General features: G+C 58.4%; 23 protein-coding genes. 6 read left to right on the forward strand and 17 right to left on the reverse strand.

All coding sequences use genetic code 11. From position 1 onward, the window contains the following. Positions 1-121: 121 nt before the first annotated feature. The 10 genes from aauR to ABJ99_RS07590 all read right to left on the reverse strand — a co-directional run bounded on the left by aauR (position 122) and on the right by ABJ99_RS07590 (position 12,163). Positions 122-1,450 (reverse strand): two-component response regulator AauR, encoded by a 1,329-nt coding sequence (aauR, locus tag ABJ99_RS07545; RefSeq protein WP_054085287.1) that lies wholly within the window; start codon positions 1,448-1,450, stop codon positions 122-124. 9 nt (positions 1,451-1,459) lie between these two features. Continuing rightward, a complete protein-coding gene (aauS, locus tag ABJ99_RS07550) occupies positions 1,460-3,376 on the reverse strand; it encodes a two-component sensor histidine kinase AauS (protein WP_054085288.1) in 1,917 nt (638 codons plus the stop codon). A gap of 57 nt (positions 3,377-3,433) precedes the next feature. Further along, a complete protein-coding gene (locus tag ABJ99_RS07555; protein ID WP_054079762.1) occupies positions 3,434-4,168 on the reverse strand; it encodes an amino acid ABC transporter ATP-binding protein in 735 nt (244 codons plus the stop codon). Continuing rightward, positions 4,165-4,833, reverse strand: coding sequence for an amino acid ABC transporter permease (locus ABJ99_RS07560; RefSeq protein ID WP_174518465.1), 669 nt, complete (start codon positions 4,831-4,833; stop codon positions 4,165-4,167). The genes ABJ99_RS07555 and ABJ99_RS07560 overlap by 4 nt, the downstream gene beginning before the upstream one ends. Further along, entirely contained in the window at positions 4,830-5,576 is a 747-nt protein-coding gene (locus ABJ99_RS07565) for an amino acid ABC transporter permease (protein ID WP_054085289.1), read from the reverse strand. The genes ABJ99_RS07560 and ABJ99_RS07565 overlap by 4 nt, the downstream gene beginning before the upstream one ends. Positions 5,577-5,698: 122 nt before the next feature. Next, positions 5,699-6,613: a glutamate/aspartate ABC transporter substrate-binding protein gene (locus ABJ99_RS07570; protein WP_054085290.1), complete on the reverse strand. Its 915-nt coding sequence runs from the start codon at positions 6,611-6,613 to the stop codon at positions 5,699-5,701. Between the two features lie 343 nt (positions 6,614-6,956). Then, a complete protein-coding gene (glpD, locus tag ABJ99_RS07575) occupies positions 6,957-8,495 on the reverse strand; it encodes a glycerol-3-phosphate dehydrogenase (RefSeq protein WP_054085291.1) in 1,539 nt (512 codons plus the stop codon). Positions 8,496-8,915: 420 nt separating this feature from the next. Continuing rightward, on the reverse strand, positions 8,916-9,671 hold the full coding sequence (locus ABJ99_RS07580) for a DeoR/GlpR family transcriptional regulator (RefSeq protein ID WP_005889322.1): 756 nt from the start codon (positions 9,669-9,671) through the stop codon (positions 8,916-8,918). A 99-nt stretch (positions 9,672-9,770) separates the two neighbouring features. Further along, a complete protein-coding gene (gene glpK, locus ABJ99_RS07585; RefSeq protein WP_054085292.1) occupies positions 9,771-11,276 on the reverse strand; it encodes a glycerol kinase GlpK in 1,506 nt (501 codons plus the stop codon). Positions 11,277-11,305: 29 nt separating this feature from the next. Beyond that, positions 11,306-12,163 (reverse strand): MIP/aquaporin family protein, encoded by an 858-nt coding sequence (locus ABJ99_RS07590; RefSeq protein ID WP_054085293.1) that lies wholly within the window; start codon positions 12,161-12,163, stop codon positions 11,306-11,308. A gap of 346 nt (positions 12,164-12,509) precedes the next feature. Between ABJ99_RS07590 and ybaK the strand changes: the two genes are divergently transcribed. Then, positions 12,510-12,980, forward strand: a complete 471-nt coding sequence (ybaK, locus tag ABJ99_RS07595) for a Cys-tRNA(Pro) deacylase (RefSeq protein WP_054085294.1) — start codon at positions 12,510-12,512, stop codon at positions 12,978-12,980. Between the two features lie 11 nt (positions 12,981-12,991). Here ybaK and ABJ99_RS07600 read toward each other — a convergent pair whose 3' ends face one another. Continuing rightward, complete coding sequence (locus ABJ99_RS07600; protein ID WP_054085295.1) at positions 12,992-14,068, reverse strand: ABC transporter ATP-binding protein; 1,077 nt, start codon at positions 14,066-14,068, stop codon at positions 12,992-12,994. Next, a complete protein-coding gene (gene argF / locus ABJ99_RS07605) occupies positions 14,065-14,985 on the reverse strand; it encodes an ornithine carbamoyltransferase (protein ID WP_054085296.1) in 921 nt (306 codons plus the stop codon). The genes ABJ99_RS07600 and argF overlap by 4 nt, the downstream gene beginning before the upstream one ends. A 447-nt stretch (positions 14,986-15,432) precedes the next feature. Between argF and ABJ99_RS07610 the strand changes: the two genes are divergently transcribed. The 3 genes from ABJ99_RS07610 (at position 15,433) to grxD (ending at position 18,383) form a co-directional block, all read left to right on the forward strand. After that, the gene (locus ABJ99_RS07610) at positions 15,433-15,726 is read left to right on the forward strand and encodes a hypothetical protein (protein WP_054085297.1); all 294 of its coding nucleotides are present in this window, start codon (positions 15,433-15,435) and stop codon (positions 15,724-15,726) included. A gap of 133 nt (positions 15,727-15,859) precedes the next feature. Beyond that, the gene (locus ABJ99_RS07615; RefSeq protein ID WP_054085298.1) at positions 15,860-17,968 is read left to right on the forward strand and encodes a molybdopterin oxidoreductase family protein; all 2,109 of its coding nucleotides are present in this window, start codon (positions 15,860-15,862) and stop codon (positions 17,966-17,968) included. Between the two features lie 88 nt (positions 17,969-18,056). Continuing rightward, complete coding sequence (gene grxD, locus ABJ99_RS07620) at positions 18,057-18,383, forward strand: Grx4 family monothiol glutaredoxin (RefSeq protein WP_054085299.1); 327 nt, start codon at positions 18,057-18,059, stop codon at positions 18,381-18,383. An 88-nt stretch (positions 18,384-18,471) separates the two neighbouring features. On the opposite strand, the gene bfr is transcribed toward grxD, so the two are convergent. The 4 genes from bfr to pyrC form a co-directional block, all read right to left on the reverse strand. Further along, a complete protein-coding gene (bfr, locus tag ABJ99_RS07625) occupies positions 18,472-18,942 on the reverse strand; it encodes a bacterioferritin (RefSeq protein WP_005889341.1) in 471 nt (156 codons plus the stop codon). 199 nt (positions 18,943-19,141) lie between these two features. After that, positions 19,142-19,360, reverse strand: coding sequence for a bacterioferritin-associated ferredoxin (locus ABJ99_RS07630; protein ID WP_005889343.1), 219 nt, complete (start codon positions 19,358-19,360; stop codon positions 19,142-19,144). Positions 19,361-19,533: 173 nt separating this feature from the next. After that, positions 19,534-20,211, reverse strand: coding sequence for a ribonuclease T (rnt, locus tag ABJ99_RS07635; RefSeq protein ID WP_054085300.1), 678 nt, complete (start codon positions 20,209-20,211; stop codon positions 19,534-19,536). Further along, positions 20,208-21,251, reverse strand: coding sequence for a dihydroorotase (pyrC, locus tag ABJ99_RS07640; protein ID WP_054085301.1), 1,044 nt, complete (start codon positions 21,249-21,251; stop codon positions 20,208-20,210). The genes rnt and pyrC overlap by 4 nt, the downstream gene beginning before the upstream one ends. Positions 21,252-21,399: 148 nt before the next feature. On the opposite strand from pyrC, the gene ABJ99_RS07645 reads away from it, so the two are divergent. After that, complete coding sequence (locus tag ABJ99_RS07645; RefSeq protein WP_054085774.1) at positions 21,400-22,305, forward strand: OmpA family protein; 906 nt, start codon at positions 21,400-21,402, stop codon at positions 22,303-22,305. A 120-nt stretch (positions 22,306-22,425) separates the two neighbouring features. Beyond that, positions 22,426-23,643 carry an argininosuccinate synthase gene (locus ABJ99_RS07650; RefSeq protein WP_054085302.1) on the forward strand — a complete coding sequence of 406 codons (1,218 nt, stop codon included), beginning with the start codon at positions 22,426-22,428 and terminating at the stop codon, positions 23,641-23,643. A gap of 471 nt (positions 23,644-24,114) precedes the next feature. Here ABJ99_RS07650 and ABJ99_RS07655 read toward each other — a convergent pair whose 3' ends face one another. Beyond that, on the reverse strand, positions 24,115-24,657 hold the full coding sequence (locus ABJ99_RS07655) for a hypothetical protein (RefSeq protein ID WP_080378071.1): 543 nt from the start codon (positions 24,655-24,657) through the stop codon (positions 24,115-24,117). Positions 24,658-25,336 lie beyond the last annotated feature (679 nt).

The following is a 25,336-nucleotide window of genomic DNA, read 5'->3' on the forward strand; positions in this document are numbered from 1 at the left end:
GCCGAGGGGCGAAAAGGTGCCCAGAGCCGTAAAAAACATCACTGACATCGCAAAACCGCTGCGTGACGCGGAGCGTCACAGGTTTACACCGCGCTGCGTGTTCAGAGCTGAGCACGGGGCTTCAAAGCCCGTATTTCTTGACCTTGTCAAACAGTGTGGTTTTGGCCATGCCCAGTTCCTGACTGGCCTGGCTGAGGTTGCCGCCGCTGCGTTGCAGGGCTTCGCTGAGCAGCGATCGTTCAAAGGCTTCAACCGCTTCGGCAAACCCCAGGCTCTGGTTTTCACTGACCGTGCCTGCCTGCTTGAACGCCGGCAGACCCAGCGCAAAGCGCTCTGCAACATTACGCAGTTCACGTACATTGCCCGGCCAGTCATGGCTCATCAGGCTTGAGCCGGTCTGCCGATCCAGTTGCGGCGGCTCGCGGTCGAAGCGTAAAGAAGACAACTGCAGAAAGTGCTCGAACAACGGAAGAATGTCTTCACGACGGTCGCGCAGTGGCGGCAGTTCCAGGGTGACGACGTTGAGGCGGTAATACAGGTCGCTACGGAACTGGTTGGTCTTGCCCAGCGCATTCAGATCGGATTTTGTTGCTGCGATCACCCGGCAATCCACCGCCACGCTCTGGTTCGAACCCAACCGTTCCAGCGTGCGCTCCTGCAAGACGCGCAGCAGCTTGATCTGCAGATTGATCGGCATGCTTTCCACCTCATCAAGAAACAGCGTGCCCTCGTGAGCGTGTTCGATCTTGCCGATGCGCCGCTTGCCCGCGCCGGTAAAGGCGTTGGCTTCATGCCCGAATATTTCCGACTCGAACAGACTTTCTGCCAGCCCGCCGCAGTTGAGCGCCACGAACGGGTTGTTCTTGCGGCGACTGAAGTCATGCAGGCAGCGAGCAACCAGTTCCTTGCCAGTGCCGGTTTCGCCTTCGATCAGCACGTTGGCCGAGGTGTCGGCGACGTTGGCGATCAATGCACGCAGGTTCTGCATGACCGGTGAACGGCCAATGATCCGGCCCTCCAGCGAGTCGCGCTCGGCGAGTTGCTTGCGCAACGACCAGACTTCCCGGGCCAGACCGCGTTGCTCCAGCGCCCGGCGCGTCACATCGACCAGGCGCTCGGGCGAAAACGGTTTCTCCATGAAGTCATAGGCACCGTCGCGCATCGCATTGACCGCCATGGTGATATCGCCATGGCCGGTGATCAGCACCACCGGCAGGCTGCTGTCGCGTGCCTTGAGGCGGCTCAACAGTTCCAGCCCGTCAATGCCCGGCAGCCGAATGTCGCTGATGACGATGCCGGCAAAGTTGTCGCCAATGCGTTGCAGCGCTTCTTCGGCGCTCGACACACCCTCGCTGGAAATGTCCTCCAGCGCCAGCGCCTGCTGGCAGCCCAGCAATACGTGCGGGTCATCTTCGACGATCAGGACCGTCAGGTCGCTGTTGATGCTCATGGGTGTTCCTTATGTAAGCTTGCCCTGGCGAGAATCGGTCGGCGCGTCTGTTATGAACGGCAGGCACAGAACAAAAGTCGTGCCCGCGTCGCCCACAGGCTCCGCGCCCAGACTGCCTCCCGCTGCGGCGGCCAGGCTCGCTGACAGCGTCAGGCCAAGACCGAGGCCTTGTTCGCCCGGTTTGGTCGTGAAAAAGGGTTCGAACAGGTGTTTGCGCGTTTCATCGTCGATACCGTGCCCATTGTCACGCACCAACAGGCGATAGCGGCCGTCGACGATCGAGCCTTCGAGCCACAACTGCGGCTGCGGCTGGTCGGACATGGCGTCCAGCGCATTGCCGATCAGGTTGACCAGAATCTGTTCCAGCCGGGTCTGGTCGATGCTCAGCGTGGCGTCGGCGAACGCCCGGTGCAGGATGAGCCCCGACTGTTCCAGACGCACGGCCAGCAATTGCAGCGCGGCGTTTACCGCTTTACTGAGCTGCGCCTGCCCCTTGTCGTCACCCCGCCGGGCAAAGGCGCGCAGGCTGGCGGTAATGCGGCCCATGCGGTCGACCAGATCGTTAATGGTGCGCAGGTTGGCGCTGGCGGTATCCAGTGCGCCACGTTCCAGAAAGCGCACGGTGTTGCCGGACAGCGTGCGCAAGGCAGCCAGTGGCTGATTGAGTTCATGCGCGATACTGGTCGACATCTGCCCGATGGCCGCCAGTTTGCCGGCCTGGACCAGCTCATCCTGAGCCCGGCGCAGCGTATCTTCCGCCTGCCGTCGCTCGCGAATCTGCGCCTTGAGACGCTCGTTGCTGGCGCGCAAGTGCTCGGTACGTTCGGCAATCTTGCGTTCCAGCTCGTTGTTGGCGGCTTGCAGCGCTTCCCGAGCGGCGAGCCGGGTCGAGATGACCTTGCGTCGTTCGTTCCAGGCGATCAGCAAAAACGTCACCAGCGCACAGGCCACCGCCACCAGGATGCCTCGACTCGCGGCTTCACTGCGCAGGTCTTCCAGTGGCGTGAGCAGCGTGAAGTGCCATGAAGTCTCATTCAACGGCCGGGTCTGCGCCAGGTAGCTCACCTGCGTGTGTTCCCGGTCGACACTGACGTTGGCCGGAAAGGTGAGTTTCTCGACGCCTTCGGACAGCGTTTCACGCTCCAGTGGCACCAGCTCATTGAGCGGCCACCAGTAATATTGCAGGCTGCGGGCCATGCGTTCTTTGATTTCGGGTGTCAGCGGGCGCACCGATTTCAGGCGCCGGGCCGGGTCACTGGACAGAATGATGATGCCGTTTTCATCGGTGACAAATGCTTCCAGTCGGGCCCGTTGCCAGCGTTCTTCCAGCGCTTCGAGGCGGACCTTGATCACCGCGACGCCGATGATCCTGCCTTTGTCTTCAAGCCCGTGAGCCAGGTAGTAGCCGGATTCGCCCGAAGTGCTGCCGATCCCGTAAAAACGTCCTGGCAGGCCGCGCACCGCGTCCTGAAAATAGGCGCGAAAAGAGAGGTCTTCGCCCTGATAGCTGTCGGCATCACGCCAGTTGCTGGTCGCCAGCACGCGGCCGGTGGTGTCCATCACGTAGATGGCACGGCTGCGGCTGCGCCGATTCAGGCCCTCGAGGTAGCGATTGACCTGTTGCTGCAGCTCGGGACCGGGTTTGTTGAGCAGCTGCGAAACGCTGGATTCCAGCTCCAGAACGCTGGGCAGATAGGTGTATTTGCTGATTTCGCTTTCAACGGTACTGGCGTGCAGCTCCAGTTGCCGTTCGCCACTTTCGCGCAAGCTCTTGATGCCGTTGTGTTCGCTGATCAGGTAGGCGACGTAGCCCAGCCCGATCATCAGCAGGAGGATCAGCGGGGGCAGAAACAATTGGCGGACCAGACGAGGCTTCACGGCAAGTGATGGCGGCGCGGCGCGATAAAGAGTGGAGTCGCATTTCATCACAGTCGTCCTGGACCGAACAGCTGCCCGAGCGGGGCAGGCAGCTGTGGGTAATGCCTAGTGCTGAAGGATTTTGGCGAGAAATTGCTGAGCACGTTCGGAACGGGCGCTGACATCGCCGAAAAACTCTTCCTTTTCGCAGTCTTCGACAATTTGCCCCTTGTCCATGAAAATCACCCGGTTGGCGACTTTGCGGGCGAAACCCATTTCGTGGGTAACGCACATCATGGTCATGCCTTCATGAGCCAGTTGCACCATGACGTCGAGCACTTCGTTGACCATTTCCGGGTCCAGTGCGGAGGTCGGTTCGTCGAACAGCATGACCACCGGGTCCATGGCCAGTGCGCGGGCAATGGCGACGCGCTGTTGCTGTCCGCCGGAAAGTTGACCGGGGTGCTTGTGCGCATGCTCGGACAGGCCTACGCGGTCCAGCAGTTTCAGGCCTTTTTCAGTGGCTTCGGCCTTGCTGCGGCCCAGTACCTTGATCTGCGCGATGGTCAGGTTTTCGACGATGCTCAGGTGCGGAAACAGTTCGAAATGCTGGAACACCATGCCGACCCGCGAACGCAGTTTCGGCAAGTTGGTCTTGGCATCGGAGATCGATGTACCGTCGACGACGATGTCGCCTTTCTGGAACGGCTCCAGCGCATTGACGCACTTGATCAGGGTCGACTTGCCCGAGCCGGACGGTCCGCACACCACGACCACTTCGCCCTTGCTGACCTCGGTGCTGCAATCGGTCAGGACCTGAAAATCCCCGTACCACTTGTTGACGTTCTTGATGGAAATCATACGGCAAACCTTTTTTGCAGACGCTTCACCAGCAACGAGGCGGCGAAACTGATCGTGAAATACACCAGACCGGCAATGACCAGGAACTCGTTGGCGCGACCGATGATGTCGCCACTGGAACGCGATGCGTTGAGGAAGTCCACGAGGCCGACGGTGTACACCAGGGAGGTGTCCTGAAACAGAATGATGCTTTGTTGCAGCAACAGCGGGGTCATCTTGCGAAACGCTTGCGGCAGGATGATCAGTCGCATCATTTGCGAGTAGTTCATGCCCAGCGCCTGGGCTGCGCCCATCTGACCTTTGGAAATCGACTGCACGCCGGCCCGGACGATTTCACAGAAGTACGCGGCTTCGAACATCATGAAAGCCACGACGCAGGAGGCGAACGCACCGATCGGCGTGTCCTCACCGGTGATCCAGCGCAGCACGAACGGCACCGCCAGATAGAACCAGGTGATCACCAGCAGCAGCGGGATCGAGCGAAAGTAGTTCACGTAGGCGCCGGCCACATTGGCCAGCAGCTTGTTCGATGACAGCCGCATCAGGGCCAGCACCGTACCGAGCAGCAGACCGCCGACCACCCCCATCGCCATCAGCTTGAGGGTCATGACCATGCCGTTCCACAGGCCGGGAATGGCTGGAATGATTCCGGTGAAGTCCATTATTTGCCCCCCAGAGAGATCAGGCCGGGCACCGCGACTTTCTTCTCGATCATGCGCATCAGCAGCATCAGGCTCATGTTCAGCGTGAAGTAAATGAGGGTCGCCAGGGTGAAGGCTTCGAACAGGTTGGCGGAAAACTCAGCCGTCTGTTTGGTCTGCGCGAGCAGCTCCATCAGGCCGATCAGCGACGCGACCGAAGAGTTCTTGAATACGTTCAGGAATTCGGAGGTGAGCGGCGGAATAATGATCCGGTAGGCCTGCGGCAACAGCACATTCCAGTAGATCTGCGGCAGCTTGAAGCCCATGGCCCGTGCAGCCGATTCCTGGCCTTTCGGCAACGCTTCGATGCCGGTACGCACTTGTTCGCAAACCCTTGCAGCGGTGAACAGGCCCAGGCACACGACGACGCTCAGAAATGCCGAGGTCGTCGGGTTGAGGTCCTGCTTGTACCACTCCTGAATGTTTTCCGGCAGCAGGTCGGGCACCAGAAAGTACCAGATGAACAGCTGCACCAGCAGTGGCACGTTACGGAATATTTCCACGTACACCGTGGCGATACCCGACACCAGGCGGTTCGGTACGGTGCGCATGACGCCCAGCACTGAGCCCAGTAGCAGGGCGATGATCCAGGCGATCACGGCAATTGCGATGGTCCAGCCCAGACCGGAGATGAACCAGTCCAGATAGGTCTCGCTGCCAACGCCGGTGGACTTGAAGAACACGCCCCAGTCCCAGTTGTAATTCATCAGGGTCTCCCCCTATTGTTCTATTTATATCGAGATGCGCGCACTGTCGAAAGCAAGGCGCCAGTCCCGAACAGGGGTGCCTGTTCGGGATGCAATCAGTTCAGGCGGGCCGAACCGTTTACTCAGGCTTTCTTGTCGTCAGCCGCTCTGTCGGTCGGGTTCTGAATCAGCTCCTTGAGCTTGTCGCTCATCGGGAAATTCAGGTTCAGACCCTTTGGAGGAATTGGCGACATGAACCACTTGCTGTAGATGGCGTTGATGTCACCGGACTTGTAGGTAGCGACAATCGCGTCATCCACCGCTTTCTTGAACGGGGCATCGCCCTTGCGAACCATGCAGCCGTAGATTTCGTAGGATTGCGCAGTGCCGGTCACCGCCCAGTCATCCGGCTTCTTGGCTTTGGCCTTTTCGCCTGCCAGCAACGCGTCGTCCATCATGAAAGCGACTGCACGACCCGATTCGAGCATCTGGAAGGACTCACCGTGGTCCTTGGCAGAGATCACGTTCATGCCCATTTGCTTGTCGGCGTTCATCGACTTGAGGATGCGCTCGGACGTGGTGCCAGCAGTGGTCACGACGTTCTTGCCTTTCAGGTCGTCGAAATCCTTGTAGCTTGAGTCCTTTTTCGACAGCAGGCGGGTGCCGACTTCAAAGATGCCGATGGAGAAATCGACCTGTTGCTGGCGCTCGACGTTGTTGGTGGTCGAACCGCATTCCAGATCGACCGTACCGTTCTGCACCAGCGGAATACGGGTCTGCGAAGTGACCAGGTTGTACTTGACCTTGAGCTCGGACATGCCGAGATCTTTCTTGATGGCTTCGACGATTTTCAGCTGGATGTCGTGGGAGTAGCCCATCGGCACGCCGGAGGCATCAGCGATGTAGGAAAACGGGATGGAGGCGTCACGGTGACCGAGAGTAATGGTGCCGGACTCTTTGATTTTTTTCAGTGTGCCGGTCAGTTCGGCGGCGAAAACCGGAGTGCTGATCAGAGCAGCAGCAATAGCGGCACCCAGAAGTTGGGGAACGATGCGCATCGATGAATCCTCGATTTCATTTTCTTATTGATAGGGCCGCTGGCAGGGCGACCCGCTTTTTGACGAATGCTTCAACGGCGTCCTGCGAGACACACGCCTTTGTTGAAACGGTCGATGCAGAGTGTAGAGCACGAGTCGTGCCATGCTTTTCTTATTGAGTAAGCTGTTGAATTATATGATTTTTTAGTTTTTATGATGGGCGCGGGCGTTTTTTGACGTCCGGGAAGCCGAATAGGCAGGCGGGAAACGTTCGGGAAACCGAATGGGCGGATCAGGCGGGAAGAGGCAGGGTAATGCGTACCTGTTCACCCACAGCAGGGTGAACAGGTGGATAAGCCAGTCATCAGGCGGCTTCGATCGTCGCCTTGTTACGCACGACTGTTTCCAGGTAGCTGCGGACGTTTGCCTGTTCTTCAGGTGTAGTGAACAGGCCCAGCTTGGTGCGGCGCCACAGGATATCTTCGATGCTGGTCGCCCATTCCTGCTCGCACAGGTAATCGACTTCACGGGTGTACAGACCTGCGCCAAGGTGTTGACCGAGATCTTCCAGACCTTGCGCGCCGTCCAGCAAGCGCCAGCTACGGCTGCCGTATGTGATCGACCAGCGTTTGGCGATTGGAGCAGGCAGCCAGCTGTAACGCCCGGTCATTTCCGCAGCCAGCGCTTCCGGCGTGGTCATGTCTTCGCCGCCGGGCAGGGCCGCTTTGGCCGTCCAGCTCGGTTTCATCTGCTTGAAGAACGGCGCCAGTTGCGTCATCGCCGATTCCGCCAGCTTGCGATAGGTCGTCAGCTTGCCGCCGAATACCGACAGAATCGGCGCTTCATCGCCGCTGCCCGACAACGACAGGGTGTAATCGCGGGTAATGGCCGACGGGTTATCGGACTCGTCGTTGCACAGCGGACGCACGCCCGAGAATGTGTGCAGCACGTCTGCGCGACTCAATTGTTTCTTGAAGTGGTCGTTGGCCACTTTCAACACGTAATCCATCTCGCCTTCGGTGATGTCGACCTTGTTCGGGTCGCCCTGATATTCACGGTCGGTCGTGCCAACGATGGTGAAGTGCTCCAGGTACGGAATGGTGAACACGATGCGCTTGTCTTCGTTTTGCAGAATGAACGCATGCTCGCCCTCGTACAGCTTCGGCACGATCAGGTGGCTGCCCTGAATCAGACGGATACCGTAGGCCGAATCGAGCTTGAGGTCTTCACGAATGAACTTGGCCACCCAAGGGCCGGCTGCGTTGACCAGCGCCCTGGCGTGGATCGAGAACAGGCTGCCGTCGCTGCGCTCCAGATGCAGGTGCCACATGCCTTTGATGCGGCGCGCGCTGACGCAGCGGGTCTGGGTGTGGATGTGTGCGCCGTTTTCACGCGCCGCCATGGCATTGAGCACCACCAGACGCGCATCGTCGACCCAGCAGTCTGAGTATTCGAAACCCCGGGTGATGCTCGGATTGAGCGGGCTGTCCGCACCGAAACGAATGGTTCGCGAGGCGGGCAGTTTTTCGCGCTTGCCGAGGTTGTCGTACAGAAACATCCCCGCACGAATCATCCACGCCGGACGCAGATGGGGGCGGTGAGGCAAGACGAAACGCATGGGCTTGACGATGTGCGGCGCCTTGGCGAGCAGCACTTCACGCTCCGCAAGCGCCTCGCGCACCAGACGGAATTCGTAGTGCTCCAGATAACGCAAACCACCATGGATCAGCTTGCTGCTGGCCGAAGACGTATGACTGGCCAGATCGTCCTTCTCGCACAGGAAAACCGAGAGGCCACGACCGGAGGCATCTGCCGCAATCCCGACGCCATTGATGCCACCGCCGATAACGGCGATGTCGTAAACCTCGGAAAGAGGTGGGGTTGGCACGGTAGCGTGGGGCATCGGTGGCCTCCTGGACAATTCTTGAGCATGGCTCGAATGGCGAATATGAACATTAATGTTCATTTTCGAAAATCATAGCTCAATAAAATGACCCTTGCCAGCGCCTATCGATTGAAAATACTGATAACTACAGTATGAAAACAACAAAAATGAACATTGTAGGGCGGGATGTCAGGCGGGAATGGTCGTTCTCTTCGACACGTATTGTTTCGCACGCTGTAGCGGGAATGCAGTTCGTGACGCTCTGGTTCGCGAAGGAGGACGCGGAGCGTCCGGAACGGCGTGCGACGCGGAGCGTCGCACGATAGTTTAGATTCTCGTTACGCACGCCCCAGCGTGGGAACGCAGTTCGCGACGCATGATAGAGGTGGCGTTCTTCCGGACGCCTCTCGTGAGCTCATCGCAATCCGATGTCTTCGATCAAACGACTTCCAGCCGAATCTTGTGCTGGGTCAGCAGTTGCTGCAGCGCAGGCACCGGAGGCTGGTCGGTGACCAGGCAATCGATCAGGGTGATCGGCCCGAGTCGGACCATGGCGTTACGCCCGAACTTGCTGGAGTCCGCCGCCAGTAGCACTTTGCGCGCATTGGCGATGATCGCCTGGGAAACCCGCACTTCCTGATAATCGAAGTCCAGCAGACTGCCGTCTTCGTCGATGCCGCTGATGCCGACCAGTGCGAAGTCCACTTTGAACTGGCTGATGAAATCGATACTGCCCTGGCCCACAACACCGCCATCACGGCGGACATTGCCGCCTGCAATCAACACTTCGAAATCGTCCTTGGTGCTGAGGATCGACGCCACGTGCAGGTTGTTGGTGATGATTTTCAGGTTGTTGTGATTGAGCAGGGCACGGGCGATGGATTCGGTGGTGGTGCCGATGTTGATGAACAACGACGCGTTGTCCGGGATCTGCGCGGCGATGGCCTCGGCGATCCGTTGTTTCTCGTCGCGCATCTGATCCGCACGCATGGCGTAGGCGGTGTTTTCGATGCTGGAGTCATAAGCCGCGCCGCCGTGGTAGCGACGCAGCAGGTTCATTTCCGCCAGCTGATTGATATCGCGGCGGATGGTTTGTGGGGTCACGACGAACAGCGTCGCCATTTCCTCGATGCTGACGTAACCACGGTCACGGACCAGTTCGAGGATCTGTTGTTGGCGGGGAGGCAGGTTCATTGTTTTTCCTTGAGCGCCCTCTACAAATGGCGCCCATCATGCCGCAGGAAAGTGTGACCTGTCAGCCGGAATCCTGTCCTCCCTCATCAACAGAGGCGATCACTCCTCGTTTTCGTGCGGTTCCCAGTCACGGGTGCGCGCAACGGCTTTCTGCCAACCCGCGTACAACTTCTCGCGGTGCGCCTCTTCGCACGAAGGTTCGAAGACGCGCTCGATCACGGCCTTGTTGCGCAGTTCGTCCAGACTGCTCCAGAAACCGATCGCCAGACCGGCCAGAAACGCTGCACCCAACGCCGTTGTTTCACGCATTTGCGGGCGTTCAACGTGAGTGCCGAGAATGTCCGCCTGGAACTGCATCAGGAAGTTGTTGGCCACCGCGCCGCCGTCCACACGCAGCGACTTGAGGCGTTCGCCGGAGTCCTGTTGCATCGCGTCGAGTACGTCGCGAGTCTGGTAGGCGATGGATTCCAGCGCGGCCCGAATGATGTGATCGACTTTCACGCCGCGGGTCAGGCCGAACAGCGCGCCGCGGGCATACGGGTCCCAGTACGGAGCACCCAGACCGGTAAAGGCCGGGACCAGGTACACGCCGTTGCTGTCCTTGACCTTGCTGGCGAAGTATTCAGTGTCCAGCGCGTCGTTGATGAGCTTCAGCTCGTCGCGCAGCCACTGCACAGTCGAGCCGCCGTTGAACACTGCGCCTTCCAGCGCATAGGCCACTTCACCACGCGGGCCGCAGCCGATGGTGGTGAGCATGCCGTGTGCCGACTTCACGGCTTTCTTGCCCGTGTTCATCAGCAGGAAGCAGCCGGTGCCGTAGGTGTTCTTCGCCTGACCGGGCTCGACGCACATCTGGCCGAACAACGCGGCCTGCTGGTCGCCTGCAATACCGGCAATCGGGATGCCGCTCTTACTGTGGCCGTAGACTTCGGACGAGCTCTTGACCTCGGGCAGGATTTCGCGCGGGATGTCCAGCACGTCGAGCATGCGCTGATCCCATTCCAGCGTATGAATATTGAACAGCATGGTGCGCGAGGCGTTGGTGTAGTCAGTTACGTGCACCTTGCCACCGGTGAATTTCCAGATCAGCCAGGTATCGATGGTGCCGAACATCAGCTCGCCTTTGCGGGCGCGCTCGCGGCTGCCTTCGACGTTGTCCAGAATCCACTTGACCTTGGAACCGGAAAAGTACGGGTCAATCACCAGGCCTGTGGTGTCCTTGATGTACTCCTCCAGACCGTCGCGCTTGAGCTGCTGACAGATCTCGGTGCTGCGGCGGCACTGCCAGACGATTGCGTTGTAGATCGGGCGCCCGGTGTCGCGTTCCCAGATGACAGTAGTTTCACGCTGGTTGGTGATACCGATGGCGGCGATCTGATCGTGGTGCAGATCAGCCTGCGCCAGCGCCTTGGTCATGCACGCGGTCTGGGTGGCGAAAATTTCCATCGGGTCGTGTTCGACCCAGCCTGCCTGTGGGTAGTGCTGAACGAATTCGCTTTGGGCAGTGCTCACCACGTTGGCATCGCGGTCGAAAATGATGGCTCGCGAGCTGGTGGTGCCCTGGTCAAGAGCAATGATGTAATTCTTGTTCTGTGTGTCAGTCATGTCGATTGCCTTGCGTTATTAAGTGGGATTCAAGATGAAGCCTGAACTTTGCCGCGAACCACTGGAGCATCTTTTTCGTTTTCAACAGGAAGGGCGCTTGGCAGGTGACGCGCAATCAGTGCGCGATAGCCGGCAGCACCCAGGCAGGCACCCAGAATGGGCGCAAAAATCGGAACCAGGAAATAAGGAATGTCACGTCCGCCGGTGAACGCTATTTCACCCCAGCCAGCGAAGAACGTCATCAGCTTCGGACCGAAGTCGCGGGCCGGATTCATTGCGAAGCCGGTCAGCGGTCCCATCGAGCTACCGATCACTGCCACCAGCAGGCCGATCAGCAAGGGGGCCAACGGGCCGCGTGGCAAGCCGTTGCTGTCATCGCCCAAGGCCATGATCACGCCCATCAGAATGGTGGTGATGACCACTTCGACCAGAAACGCCTGACCTACGGAAATGGCAGGGTTTGGATAGGTCGAGAACACCGACGCCAGTTCGAGACTCTGCTCGCTGCCGCGGATGATGTGGTGAGCATGTTCGAAGTCGAAAAAGAGACTGATGTACAACAGGTACACAAGACCTGCGCCGAAAAACGCGCCAGCGATCTGTGCAGAGATGTAGAAAGGCAATTTACGTTTTTCGAAACCTGCGAACAGGCTCAGCGCGATGCTGACGGCCGGGTTCAAGTGAGCGCCGGAAATGCCCGCGCTGAGGTAGATCCCCATGCTGACCGCCATGCCCCAGATGATGCAGATTTCCCACAAACCGAAACTTGCCCCCGCGACCTTGAGCGCCGCGACGCACCCGGTCCCGAAAAAAATCATCAGCGCGGTGCCCAGAAATTCTGCCAGGCATTGCCCGGTCAGTGTCGGTTGTTTTAGTGCGATGGTCATGGCTACCTCATTTTTTTGTTTTTGTCTCGGCACCCTGAGACAGTCGTGGGTGCTCGTTATTCGTGCGTATCAGAAAAACCCCATTTCTGATCGCCGGTGCGAGTTATACCGAAAAATTGCTTTCGATAATATTCGTAAACGAAAAAATATAGGCAAGAAACCCGGCTGTCAAAGGTCGGAACCGAACGGTCAGATAATCTTCCCGCTGCCATGAGCACGCGGGCTGCATGACGGCGCTTTACGGTGGTTTTCAAAATGCCATCAGTGTCGCAGGTGGCGTGAATCAAGGCATGTTCACTTTACCTGGCTTAAAGTGTTCGTCGTCCCGAACCCTTTGGAGCGTTGCATGACACCCGCATTGGACTTACTGAAAAAACTTCGCGCCGAGCACCGTATTCACAGTTACGAACATGACCCGAAAGCTGCGTCGTACGGGCTGGAGGCCGCAGAAAAACTGGGGTTGGAGCCTGCGCAGGTGTTCAAGACGCTGTTGGCCAGCAGCGAAAAAGGGGAATTGTTGGTCGCTGTGGTGCCGGTCGTCGGAACGCTTGATCTGAAGGCTCTGGCGCAGGCTGCCGGGGCGAAAAAAGCCGAAATGGCCGACCCTGCCGCCGCGCAGCGCGCCACCGGATACCTGTTGGGCGGCATCAGCCCATTGGGGCAGAAAAAGCGCCTGCGCACGTTCATCGACGAGAGCGCGCAGAACTTTGAAAGTATTTATGTCAGCGCCGGGAGGAGGGGGCTGGAAGTCGAATTGGCGCCCGCAGCGCTGGCCGAACACACCCAGGCCAGATTCGCTCCGATCGGTCGAGGTTGATGGATGTCGCCTCAGTCGCCGGGGATGTGCGCTGCCACGCTGCCCGGCGCTGCAAACAACACCAGATGATCCGCCGCTACCCGAATACCGACGTCATCACCTTGCAGGTGGTCGGCATGGCTGGGAAAGATCGCTTCAAGCTGGCTTCCGGTGGGCAATTGCAGGCGGTACAAGGTCGAAGCACCCTGAAAGGTCCGGCCTGTGACCCGTGCTTTCAAATCACTGTCGGGCGCATAAACGATATCGTCAGGGCGCAGCAAGACATCCACGGCACTGCCGCTGACCCCCGGGTACGCCCGGTTGCCGCGCAAAACGCCAAGTTCGGTGCTCACCGATTGCGGATCAATCATCTGCCCGCGAATGAAATAGCCCTGGCCGATAAAGCTGGCGACAAAGGGCGTGCGCGGCTCGTGATACAGGTTGTAAGGCGTGTCCCACTGTTCCAGGCGACCTTCCTTGAACACGCCAACGTGATCGCTGACGGCGAAGGCTTCTTCCTGGTCGTGGGTCACCAGAATGGCGCTGGTGCCACGCGCCTTGAGGATGTCTCGCACCTCATGGCTCAGCCTGCGGCGCAGCTCGCCGTCCAGGTTTGAGAACGGTTCATCGAGCAACAACAGCCGGGGCTCCGGCGCCAGCGCTCGGGCCAGCGCGACACGCTGTTGCTGGCCACCAGACAGTTCATGAGGAAAGCGTTTGCCCAGCGCGCCAAGATTGACCAGCTCCAGCAACTCGCCGATCACGTTGTCCAGCTGCGGATGCTTGCGGATGCCAAATGCGATGTTCTCGGCGACGCTCAGGTGCGGGAACAGTGCGTAATCCTGAAACACCATGCCGATGCGGCGCTTTTCGGGCGCCAGCGTCCAGCCTGGGCGGGAGATTATCTCGCCTGCCAGGCTGATTTCTCCTGCGTGAATCGGCTCGAAACCGGCAATTGCGCGCAGGGTGGTGGTCTTGCCGCAGCCCGATGAGCCCAGCAGGCAGCCAATATCCCCAGCGTTGAGGTGCAGGTTCAGATCCTGCACCACGCGCTGGTTCTGATAGCCGCAGGCCAGATTGCGCAGGCTCAGCAGCAGCGGCTGGCTCATGCGGGCTGGCAGGCCGGCGCGACGAGAAACTCCAGCAGTGCTTTTTGTGCGTGCAGGCGGTTTTCGGCCTGATCCCAGGCAACCGAGCGTGCGTCGTCCAGCACATCGACACTGATTTCTTCGCCACGATGAGCTGGCAGGCAGTGCATGAACAGCACGTCCTTGTCAGCCAGATCGAGTAATGCGCGAGTGACCTGAAACGGCGCAAACAACGCTTTGCGCCGGGCCGTTTCTTCTTCCTGTCCCATGGAGGTCCAGACGTCAGTACTGACCAGATGAGCCCCGCTGACCGCCGCCTGCGGATCGCGAACCACTGTGACCCGGTCGCCGGCCAGCGCCAGAAACTCAGGGTTGGGTTCGTAACCGGCCGGGCAGGCGACGCGCAGCTGGAAGTCGAACCGGATTGCCGCTTCTATATAGCTGTTGCACATGTTGTTGCCGTCGCCGATCCAGGCCACGGTCTTGCCTTTGATCGAGCCTCGATGCTCGAGAAAGGTCTGCATGTCGGCCAGCAGCTGACAGGGGTGCAGGTCGTCGGACAGGCCGTTGATCACCGGTACGCGTGAATTGGCAGCGAATTCGGTCAGATTACTGTGCGCATAGGTGCGGATCATCACTGCATCAAGCATGCGCGACATGACTTTTGCGCTGTCGGCAACGGGCTCGCCACGGCCTAATTGAGTGTCGCGATGCGACAAAAAGATCGCCTGACCACCCAGGTGAATCATCCCTGCTTCGAACGAAAGACGGGTACGTGTCGATGATTTTTCAAAGATCATCCCCAGCACCCGGTTTTTCAGCGGCTCAAAGAGTACGCCGCGATTGCGCAGGTCTTTGAGCTCTACGCCGCGACGGATCAGGCCCAGCAGTTCGTCCGGGGTGTAATCCATCATCGAGAGAAAGTGCCTGGGGTTCATGATTAACTACCTTTTTTGCAACAGACCGCAGGTTATCAAAGCCGGTTTTTATCGGGAAAACGGCCAGACCTGCGGCGGAAGCCGCTCGGGGCGACGAATAGGAAAGGCGCGATAGTATAAAAAAATGTCGCGTCTTACCAATAGCATGCGTGTTCCGGAGAAGCCGACGTCGCTGGAGCTTGTCATCGAGGCGCGCTGCAATTGTTCGTTGACGCGTCAAAAGTTAGCTACGCTGAGGAGGCTTATTGCCATCTCGGGTTTTTCCGAAGGCAGCATTTGTACACTGCTCAAATAGGGCTTGGCAATTAGTACCAATCCTGCAACAGTCGGCGATTACGCGGGCACGCTTATGCGAAAGACGTCACGGACTTGACAGGCACCGTTTCTTTAAAGCCGGGCGTAGGTTATAAAACAGTGCCGATACATTACTGATCGAGGGGTGGGGGAATGGACTCAAAAGAGCATCAATTGACGGAGTTACTGGGTCTCACTGCTCGTACACTTACCCATCTGACGGCGTCCATGACTTCAATGTCATTCGAACTGCTGCGCAGTGAAGACGAAGTCACGAGCACTGCAGGGCGACGCATGATCGACCGCATGGCGACCATCAGTGCGGGGCTCGACGAGCACTGGCGCCTGATCGGCGATCTGACCGGTGTTCATCTGGCTCAGGAACAGGTCGAAACCGTCACGGAAATCCAGCTGCAGCGCAAGGTCGTGACCCCTATCGGCAGCTGATTTGGCCTGACCATCGGCGCGCATGATGCTTCTCGATTCACAAGACGCACGTCAGTGGCGCGGGGTATGGCGAGGCACCATAGTGCTTGTTCAGCAATCGCTCGAATTGCCATGACAAGACCATGAGGCTGCGATGACCCGGACCGAACATTACCGCGCCTGTCATTTGTGCGAGGCCATCTGTGGCCTTGTCATCGAAACCATCGCCCCGCCTGATGCGAGCCCGTGCATTGCGTCCATCAAGGGCGACCCGCTGGATACGTTCAGTCGCGGCCACATCTGCCCCAAGGCCGTTGCGCTGCAGGATATCCAGAACGACCCCGACCGGCTGCGCCAGCCCATGCTGCGTACTGGTGATCAATGGCAGCCGATTGCCTGGCAGCAGGCGTTCGATCTGGCGGCGGAGCGGCTTCACGACATTCAGCAGCGCCACGGGCAAAATGCAGTGGCGATTTATCAAGGCAACCCCAGCGTTCATAACTACGGGCTGATGACCCACAGCAACTATTTCCTCGGCCTGCTCAAGACCCGTAACCGTTTCTCGGCCACGTCGGTCGATCAGTTGCCGCATCACCTGACCAGCTTCCTGATGTACGGCCACGGCATGCTGTTGCCGATTCCGGACATTGATCACACCGATTTCATGCTGATTCTGGGCGGCAACCCGCTGGCGTCCAACGGCAGCATCATGACGGTCCCGGATGTCGAGAAACGCCTGAAGGCCATTCAGCAGCGCGGTGGCAAGCTGGTGGTGATCGACCCACGGCGCAGTGAGACGGCGGCCATCGCTGATCAGCATCTGTTTGTGCGGCCCGGCGGCGATGCCGCGTTGCTGTTCGGGCTGCTCAATACGCTGTTTGAAGAGGGGCTGACCCGCGACAGCCATTTGCCCGTCGATGGCCTGGACCACGTCAGGCAAGCCATTACCGGCTTTGACGCCGAGGCCATGAGTCCTCGTTGTGGTGTGCCCGCCGAACAGATTCGACAGTTGGCGCGCGACTTCGCGGCGGCTGACAAGGCGGTGTGTTACGGGCGCATGGGCGTGTCCACGCAAGCCTTCGGTACGCTGTGCCATTGGCTGACGCAGTTGATCAATCTGGTCACCGGTAATCTGGACCGCGTCGGGGGCGCACTGTGCACCGAACCTGCTGTCGATCTGGTCAGTTCGACCTCCGGCGGGCATTTCAATCTGTGGCAAAGCCGCGTCTCAGGCCTGCCGGAGTACGGCGGCGAGCTGCCGGTGTCGGCGCTGGCCGAGGAAATGCTGGTGGAGGGCGACGGCCAGGTTCGCGCACTGGTCACCGTAGCCGGCAACCCGGTGCTGTCTACACCCAATGGCCGTCAACTGGATCAGGCGCTTGAGGGGCTGGAGTTCATGCTCAGCCTTGATTTGTACATCAATGATACCACCCGCCATGCGGCTCTGATTCTGCCGTCGACCTCGGCGCTGGAGAACGATCACTACGACACCACGTTCAATACCCTGGCGGTGCGTAACGTAACACGCTTCAATCAGGCCATCTTTGACAAGCCTGAGGGCGCTTTGCACGACTGGGAGATCTTTGTGGGCCTGGCCAAGGCCTTCGCCGCCAGAGCCGAGCGCGACCTCAAGCCGACCCTGCCGCCCGCGCAGATGATCGATCGCGGCCTGCGTGCTGGGCTTTATGGTGATGCGTCACCGCATAAGTTGTCGCTTGCAACGCTGGCCGGCCATCCGCACGGGCTCGATCTGGGTGCCCTAAAGGCAAATCTGACAGAGCGGCTGAAAACCGCCAATGGCCGCATTCAGGCTGCGCCGGAAGTGATCATGGCTGACCTGGCGCGCTTCGCCGCCGATCCGGCACCCAAGACCGGTGAATTGCTGCTGATTGGTCGCAGGCACGTGCGCAGCAATAATTCATGGATGCACAACTACCATCGTCTGGTGAAAGGCAAGCCTCGTCATCAGTTACTCATGCACCCGGACGATCTTGCCGCTCGCGGCCTGAGCGACGGGCAGCAGGTCAGGGTCAGTTCTCGGGTCGGAATGATCGAGGTGCAAGTGCTGGGCAGTCTGGACATGATGCCGGGGGTGGTCAGCCTGCCGCACGGCTGGGGCCATTCACGAGCGGGGGTCAGGATGGAAATCGCACGGAGCCAGCCGGGAGTGAGTGCCAATGACCTGACCGACGAGCGGCAGCTCGATGTGCTGTCCGGCAATGCGGCGTTAAACGGCGTGCCGGTGCAAGTGGCATCGTGTTAAGGCTCAAGACAGAGCGTCATGCTCGGGATTTGGTTACAATGCGCCACCGTGCCGACAACTGAGTCGGATATTTCAGCCGAGGTGCTCCATGGATATCATCGAAACAATCAAAGAGCAGATTGCCAGCAACACCATTCTGCTTTACATGAAAGGCGCTCCAAACGCTCCGCAGTGCGGTTTTTCGGCGAAGGCTTCCCAGGCCTTGATGGCGTGCGGCGAAAAGTTTGCCTACGTCGACATCCTGCAAAACCCTGAAATCCGCGCCAACCTGCCCAAGTACGCCAACTGGCCGACTTTCCCGCAACTGTGGGTGGCCGGTGAGCTGGTCGGTGGTAGCGACATCATCACCGAAATGATGGCTGACGGTTCGTTGCAGGACAAGATCAAGGAAGCTTCGGCTGCCAAGGCCGAGTAAGGCCTTGCGCTCCAGCGTAGCTTTACAGACAAGAAAAAGCCCGCTCTCGATTGAGGCGGGCTTTTTCGTTGCTGCGCAGCCGGGAAAGTCAGTCGCCCATCTGCGATTGCAGGTAATTCTCGATGCCGACTTTGACGATCAGACCCAGCTGAGTCTCAAGCCAGTCGATTTGCTCTTCCTTCGGCTCAAGGATGTCTTCCAGCAGCTCACGGCTGCCGAAGTCGCCTACCGTCTCAAAGTGCGCAATGGCCGCTTTCAGATCAGCCAGACCTTTCTGTTCGATCTTCAGGTCGCACTCCAGCATTTCCTTGGTGTGCTCGCCGATCAGGATTTTGCCCAGATCCTGCAGGTTTGGCAGCCCTTCAAGAAACAGCGTGCGCTTGATGAGCTTGTCAGCGTACTTCATCGCGTGGATGGACTCGTGGTACTCATGCCCACCGAGCTTTTTCAGACCCCAGTCTTCGTACATGCGTGCATGCAGAAAATACTGATTGATAGCGACCAGCTCGTTTCCGAGGATCTTGTTGAGATGCTGGATGACTGTAATGTCGCCTTTCATGTTCGAGGTCCTGCCGATGGATTGTGTCGATAAGCCGCGAGTGTGAGCTGCGCCTAAACGTCTGTCAAACCTAAGTAATTGAATACTAAGTGAATTTAAATAGGAATAAGAATGTTTGAGTTCCGCATCTTGATGCTAAGCGCTTGAATTACAGGCATAAAAAACCGGACATGGCGTCCGGTTCGTCAAAAAGGGGTATTCAGGCCGCTGAAAATTTTGCAGGGTAGGCCAGCGCCGCATGGCTGCTTTGCAGTTCGGTCAGTGTGTCACGCACCACTTCTTTCGCCAGGCAGGCGCATTTTCCGCATTTACTCGCGACGCCAAGCGTTTCGCGGACTTCACGGTAACTGCAGCAGCCTTCCAGAATTGCATCCCGGATTTGACCGTCTGTGACACCTTGGCAGAGGCAAACATACATAAGCTATGGACCGTCGCTGGTTTATTGCTTGGTGCCGAGGAGCTTAATGTTAATGAGAATGCTTGTCAAAACTGTTTTGGGTTCGATTCAGGAAGCGGCGATGAGTGGTCGTTTGCTTCCGACAGGCATGAAAAAACCGGCACAAGGCCGGTCGATTCATTGACTGGGAGACATCAGTCGTCGAAATCTTCCCAACCGCCCATTTCTTTCCAGCGATTGACGATGCCGCAGAACAGCTCGGCCGTCTTCTCGGTGTCGTAGCGGGCCGAGTGGGCTTCGCGGCCGTCGAAGTCGATGCCCGCAGCCTGACAGGCCTTTGCCAGCACGGTCTGACCGTAGGCCAGGCCGGCGAGGGTAGCGGTGTCGAAGCTGGAGAACGGGTGAAACGGGTTGCGCTTCATGTCCATGCGGGCGACGGCGGCGTTGACGAAGCCGAGGTCGAAGCTGGCATTGTGGCCGACCAGCACCGCGCGTTTGCAGCCATTGGCTTTCAGCGCCTTGCGCACGCCACGGAAGATGTCGTTCAGCGCTGTCTCTTCGCTGACCGCCATGCGTAGCGGGTGATCGAGCTTGATACCGGTGAACTCCAGCGCAGCTGCTTCGATGTTGGCACCCTCGAACGGTTCTACGCGGAAGAAATAGGTGTGTTCCGGGAACACGAAGCCTTTTTCATCCATGCCGATCGTCACCGCGGCGATTTCCAGCAGCGCATCGGTAGCCGAATTGAAACCGCCGGTTTCTACGTCAACGACGACCGGCAGGTAACCGCGAAAGCGCGCTGCCATCGGGTGACGGGAACCACCGCCACCGCCGTGGCCTTCCTGTTCGTCGTCGAAATGATCTTCACTCACGCGTGTTCCTCCAGACGCCAGCGCAGTTTTTCACCCGCGCGCAGCGGAATAACGGTCAACTCGCCAAACGGCAGGCTGGCAGGGGCGGTCCACTCTTCACGTACCAGTGTGATGGTGTCCTGATTGGCGGGCAGGCCGTAGAACGCCGGACCGTGCAGGCTGGCGAAGCCCTCCAGCTTGTCCAGGGCGTTACGCTGCTCGAAGGCTTCGGCATACAGCTCGATGGCAGCGTAGGCGGTGTAGCACCCGGCGCAACCGCAAGCGTTTTCCTTGGCGTGCTGGGCATGCGGTGCCGAGTCGGTGCCGAGGAAGAACTTGCCGCTGCCGCTGGTGGCCGCGTCGAGCAGCGAAGCCTGATGCGTATTGCGCTTGAGAATCGGCAGGCAATAGAAGTGCGGACGAATCCCGCCGACCAGCATGTGGTTGCGGTTATACAGCAGGTGGTGTGCAGTGATGGTCGCCGCGACGTTGGCCGAGGCTTCGTTGACGAACTGCACCGCTTCGCCGGTGGTGATGTGTTCGAACACCACTTTGAGCGTCGGAAAACGTTCCACGACGCGGCGCAGGTGTTCTTCGATGAACACCTTTTCACGATCGAACACGTCGATTTCACCGCGAGTCACTTCGCCGTGTACCAGCAGCAGCATGCCGACTTCGGCCATGGCTTCCAGCGCAGGGAAGATCTTGTCGATGCTGGTGACACCGGAATCGGAGTTGGTGGTCGCACCGGCCGGATACAGTTTGGCGGCGTGAACGAAGCCGGTTGCCTTGGCGACGCGTACATCTTCGGCCGTGGTCTGGTCGGTGAGATAAAGCACCATCAGCGGCTCGAAGCGGCTGCCCGCGGGGCGTGCAGCCAGAATGCGCTGGCGATAGGCATCGGCCTGCTGCGCGTTGCGAACCGGTGGCACGAGGTTGGGCATGATGATTGCGCGACCAAAGGTTCGCGCTACGTCAGCAACGGTATGCGGCAAAACAGCTCCATCACGGAGGTGAATATGCCAGTCGTCGGGGCGCAGAAGGGTCAGGCGGTCAGACATTGGGGATTCCAGGCGGGTCAAACTCGCTGGGAATGCTACCGGAAAAGACTCTGTCAGGCATCCGCTATCAAGTTTTGCATGAAGTTACCGATAGCTCCCCTGTAAGGAAGTATTTTCTGTTTCGCGTTCATTTCCAGTGGAGCCGCCCGTGCGCCAGCGATATTTAGCCCTGCTCAGCATGTTTGCCAGCCTTCCGGCGATGGCTATCAGTTTCCAGACACGTCTGGAAAGTATCGAGTGGAAAGTCGAAGGCGATCAGTTCGAGTGCCGCCTGACTCAGCCGATCACCGATTTCGGTGCGGGCGAGTTCGTGCGTCGCGCGGGAGAGCAGGCGACTTTTCGTCTCAAGGCAGCCTACAACATGCTCGGCAATGGCTCCGCGACGCTACTGGCGGCTGCCGCTCCGTGGCAGCCGGGGCGTGGCGATATCAATCTGGGCTCGGTTCGTGTCAGCAACGGCGACATACCGTTCAATACTTCTCAGGCGCAGGCCGGGCGCCTGATCAGTGGCTTGATGGACGGGCGCAGTCCGCTGATCCGCCACTACAACCGCGACGGAGGGCAGATGGAAATTCGTCTGCTGCCCGTCAAGTTCAGCAAGGCGTTCAGCGATTATCAGGCCTGCACGGCGAAGCTTTTGCCGATGAATTTCGATCAGATCAAGCAGGCTGAAGTCGGCTTCCCGGGTGGCGGCATCGAGCTGGACGCTGCGGCCAAGGCACGTCTGGACAACATGGTGGCTTACTTGAAGGCGGACCCGACCGTCAACCGCATCGAGCTGGACGGCCATTCCGACAACAGCGGCAATCGCCTGACCAACCGCGACCTGTCCCGTCGTCGGGCGCTGGCGGTCATGGATTACTTCAAGGCTCAGGGGGTTCCCGAGCAGCAGATCACCCTGCGTTTTCACGGTGAACGCTATCCGCTGGCACCCAACACCAATAACGCCAATCGCGCGCGTAACCGCCGTGTGAACGTGCATCTGGAGCGCGTTGCTCCGGAAGAACGTCCGGTGCCGGTTGCCTCTTCGGCGAGTGCGGCACACACCTCGTGAATCCCGTCTGCAAGGGGCGCTGAACGTCGCCTGGTCGTCACAAGCTGTCGCGCCCCTGTAAATTTGCTGGTTTGAACGGTAGAATCGGCGGTTTTCCGTACAACCCGGTGGAGTGATGGCATGGCGGACGTAAACAAGGTAGTTCTCGCGTATTCCGGTGGCCTGGATACTTCGGTAATCCTCAAGTGGCTGCAAGATACGTACAACTGCGAAGTGGTGACCTTTACCGCTGACCTGGGTCAGGGTGAAGAAGTCGAACCGGCACGCGCCAAGGCTCAGGCCATGGGCGTCAGGGAAATCTACATCGATGACCTGCGCGAAGAGTTCGTGCGTGATTTCGTTTTCCCGATGTTCCGCGCCAACACCGTCTACGAAGGCGAGTACCTGCTGGGTACATCCATTGCGCGTCCGCTGATCGCCAAGCGTCTGATCGAAATCGCCAACGAAACCGGTGCTGACGCCATTTCCCACGGCGCTACCGGTAAAGGCAACGACCAGGTACGTTTCGAGCTGGGTGCCTATGCCCTCAAGCCGGGCGTCAAGGTGATTGCTCCGTGGCGTGAATGGGACCTGCTGTCGCGTGAAAAGCTGATGGACTACGCCGAGAAGCACAACATTCCGATCGAGCGCCACGGCAAGAAGAAGTCGCCGTACTCCATGGATGCCAACCTGCTGCACATTTCCTATGAAGGCGGCGTGCTGGAAGACACCTGGACCGAGCATGAAGAAGACATGTGGCGTTGGACCAAATCCCCTGAGGACGCGCCAAACGTTGCGACTTATCTCGAACTGACCTATCGCAATGGCGATATCGTCGCTCTGGACGGCGTCGAGATGACTCCCGCCACGGTATTGGCCACCCTGAACCGCATTGGCGGCGAAAACGGCATCGGTCGTCTGGATATCGTGGAAAACCGCTATGTGGGCATGAAGTCCCGTGGCTGCTACGAAACCCCGGGTGGCACCATCATGCTGCGTGCTCACCGTGCCATCGAGTCCATCACGCTGGACCGCGAAGTGGCTCACCTCAAGGATGAGCTGATGGCGAAATACGCCAGCCTGATCTACACCGGTTACTGGTGGAGCCCTGAACGTCTGATGCTGCAACAGATGATCGACGCCTCTCAGGCCCACGTAAACGGCGTTGTGCGTCTGAAGCTGTATAAAGGCAACGTGATCGTGACGGGCCGCAAGTCCGACGATTCGCTGTTCGATGCCAATATCGCAACCTTCGAAGATGACGCAGGTGCCTACGACCAGGCCGACGCAGCAGGCTTTATCAAACTGAATGCCTTGCGTATGCGGATCGCCGCAAACAAAGGCCGCAAACTGTTCTGATTGCGTACCCGTCTGTCAGGTGCAGCCTCTTGCAGGGCTGCCCTGGCTAGAGTCTGTACCCGTTTCATCGCGGCGGCGTCGGAGTCTGTTTTGCCGCGNGCCTGGCCTGGCCTGGCCTGGCGAGATTTGGCCCAGCAACGCGGCTCGCGATGAAACGGGAACAGACCCTAACACATGTTCTTCGGTCCCGACCGGTCTCATCAACTCGCTGCCTTCATGCATGCGGTGTAAACCGTTGCGTGGCAATGCTGTTGTGGCCCTTGAAGGAAGCTGTTAAACGTTTAGTGTTTTCTTACAGCACCCTGTAAGTACGCATACAAACGCTTTTATTTCCTACAGGTTATGTCAACGCTCCCGACAGTTGCAGAGTCCCTTGTCGGGCATTCCGGAATGCTTGTACACCGTGCTAATGACTGGCAGGAGACCAGGCAGACACTGAGTCAGACTTCTACAACCAGCGTGTGCGAAGTGTCAGGGTGTGTCGCAGTCGCGCCGATGTCGGAATTCGATTCGATAGGCTTTGCCAATGTCCCACACCTGCCTGAGTGTCAGCTCCAGCACCTGTGCAATCTCCGACGCTGTGTAACCCAGGCTTGAGTAGTGCAGAGCGTGGCCGGCAACCACATCGTCGACGTCGACAGGATCATCCCGGGCCTCCCTCCTGAGGGCACGAACAGGCTGGCTGAAGCTGATCTTCACGTCGTTCTCGGTCGCCAGCTGGCGAATGTCCTTCCTGTTCATTTTTAATGAGTACTGCAACGCGGTGAAACCAGCCCCCTTGGCCGCCAGGCACCTGAGCAGTTCCACTTTGGCCCTGTCTTCAATGTGGGTGTCAGGGGCTGCAGATGTATTGGCTGAGGAAGCTGCCGATGATCCTGCTGTTTCGCCATCGGCGATGACGGTGATAACGCCGCCTTCGGCAACAAACGTTTGCACCGCCGTGACCAGATCCAGAGAGGCAGGCTCGCGTGAACGAGCATATTTGTTGTTCATGGTATATCCCTTTTTGAACATGGTTATACACACGACCCTTCAAAGGGGTTGTCAGGCACCCCGTTGCGCGCCCAGGCGTGCTTGATCGGCCATGTGTGGTCGTCGAAATCCGTCCAACGCTTAGAATGCATGCATGACTTCCTGCCTGGCAGTTGAGCTTATGACAGGTACAACAGTCACTGTTTGTTTGAGTTATTCATATGGCGCCACATGTTAAAGGGCAGTTGTTAGTGGCTTTATGTTAAAAAAGTAACGACTGGTAATAAGTTTTGCAAGTGAAAAAAGCGGCGTGGTACATGAATCGAGTAATGCCCATTTATAGTGTCTTACAGATTTTGATTTCAGGTCCTGGACCTGTGTAGTACTTTTCCTGTTCGATACATCAAGTATGGAACTGACATAAAATCTGGTATTAGCTGTTTGTCGATTTAGCCATTAATGAGCCTGAGTAGTGTAGGGTGATGCCATTGTCTCTGTAAGAATTCGTGAATGTGCGTATCAAGGAGTTTGATCGATGAGGGGTGTCAATGTGCCAGCCATGGGTGAGGTGGTTTTGAAGTCTTCTGTTTGGGCGACGCTGTTGTAGGATTTTTCTGATCAACTCGTAAGAAGCATCCATATATAAATATTTGTGCAAAATTCAACAATAAATGTGTAATTTTTCATCACCAATTACGTATTTAGAGTGCAGTGGTCAGAG

The sequence above is a fragment of the Pseudomonas syringae pv. cilantro genome (assembly GCF_001293775.1).
In the GTDB taxonomy this organism is placed as follows: domain Bacteria; phylum Pseudomonadota; class Gammaproteobacteria; order Pseudomonadales; family Pseudomonadaceae; genus Aquipseudomonas; species Aquipseudomonas syringae_P.

Excerpts from the sequence above, each read along its gene's own strand:
- aauR (WP_054085287.1), bottom strand. The coding sequence starts at position 1,450 with ATGAGCATCAACAGCGACCTGACGGTCCTGATCGTCGAAGATGACCCG.
- aauS (WP_054085288.1), bottom strand. The coding sequence starts at position 3,376 with ATGAAATGCGACTCCACTCTTTATCGCGCCGCGCCGCCATCACTTGCC.
- ABJ99_RS07555 (WP_054079762.1), bottom strand. The coding sequence starts at position 4,168 with ATGATTTCCATCAAGAACGTCAACAAGTGGTACGGGGATTTTCAGGTC.
- ABJ99_RS07565 (WP_054085289.1), bottom strand. The coding sequence starts at position 5,576 with ATGAATTACAACTGGGACTGGGGCGTGTTCTTCAAGTCCACCGGCGTT.
- ABJ99_RS07570 (WP_054085290.1), bottom strand. The coding sequence starts at position 6,613 with ATGCGCATCGTTCCCCAACTTCTGGGTGCCGCTATTGCTGCTGCTCTG.
- glpD (WP_054085291.1), bottom strand. The coding sequence starts at position 8,495 with ATGCCCCACGCTACCGTGCCAACCCCACCTCTTTCCGAGGTTTACGAC.
- ABJ99_RS07580 (WP_005889322.1), bottom strand. The coding sequence starts at position 9,671 with ATGAACCTGCCTCCCCGCCAACAACAGATCCTCGAACTGGTCCGTGAC.
- glpK (WP_054085292.1), bottom strand. The coding sequence starts at position 11,276 with ATGACTGACACACAGAACAAGAATTACATCATTGCTCTTGACCAGGGC.
- ABJ99_RS07590 (WP_054085293.1), bottom strand. The coding sequence starts at position 12,163 with ATGACCATCGCACTAAAACAACCGACACTGACCGGGCAATGCCTGGCA.
- ybaK (WP_054085294.1), top strand. The coding sequence starts at position 12,510 with ATGACACCCGCATTGGACTTACTGAAAAAACTTCGCGCCGAGCACCGT.
- ABJ99_RS07600 (WP_054085295.1), bottom strand. The coding sequence starts at position 14,068 with ATGAGCCAGCCGCTGCTGCTGAGCCTGCGCAATCTGGCCTGCGGCTAT.
- argF (WP_054085296.1), bottom strand. The coding sequence starts at position 14,985 with ATGAACCCCAGGCACTTTCTCTCGATGATGGATTACACCCCGGACGAA.
- ABJ99_RS07610 (WP_054085297.1), top strand. The coding sequence starts at position 15,433 with ATGGACTCAAAAGAGCATCAATTGACGGAGTTACTGGGTCTCACTGCT.
- ABJ99_RS07615 (WP_054085298.1), top strand. The coding sequence starts at position 15,860 with ATGACCCGGACCGAACATTACCGCGCCTGTCATTTGTGCGAGGCCATC.
- grxD (WP_054085299.1), top strand. The coding sequence starts at position 18,057 with ATGGATATCATCGAAACAATCAAAGAGCAGATTGCCAGCAACACCATT.
- bfr (WP_005889341.1), bottom strand. The coding sequence starts at position 18,942 with ATGAAAGGCGACATTACAGTCATCCAGCATCTCAACAAGATCCTCGGA.
- ABJ99_RS07630 (WP_005889343.1), bottom strand. The coding sequence starts at position 19,360 with ATGTATGTTTGCCTCTGCCAAGGTGTCACAGACGGTCAAATCCGGGAT.
- pyrC (WP_054085301.1), bottom strand. The coding sequence starts at position 21,251 with ATGTCTGACCGCCTGACCCTTCTGCGCCCCGACGACTGGCATATTCAC.
- ABJ99_RS07650 (WP_054085302.1), top strand. The coding sequence starts at position 22,426 with ATGGCGGACGTAAACAAGGTAGTTCTCGCGTATTCCGGTGGCCTGGAT.
- ABJ99_RS07655 (WP_080378071.1), bottom strand. The coding sequence starts at position 24,657 with ATGTTCAAAAAGGGATATACCATGAACAACAAATATGCTCGTTCACGC.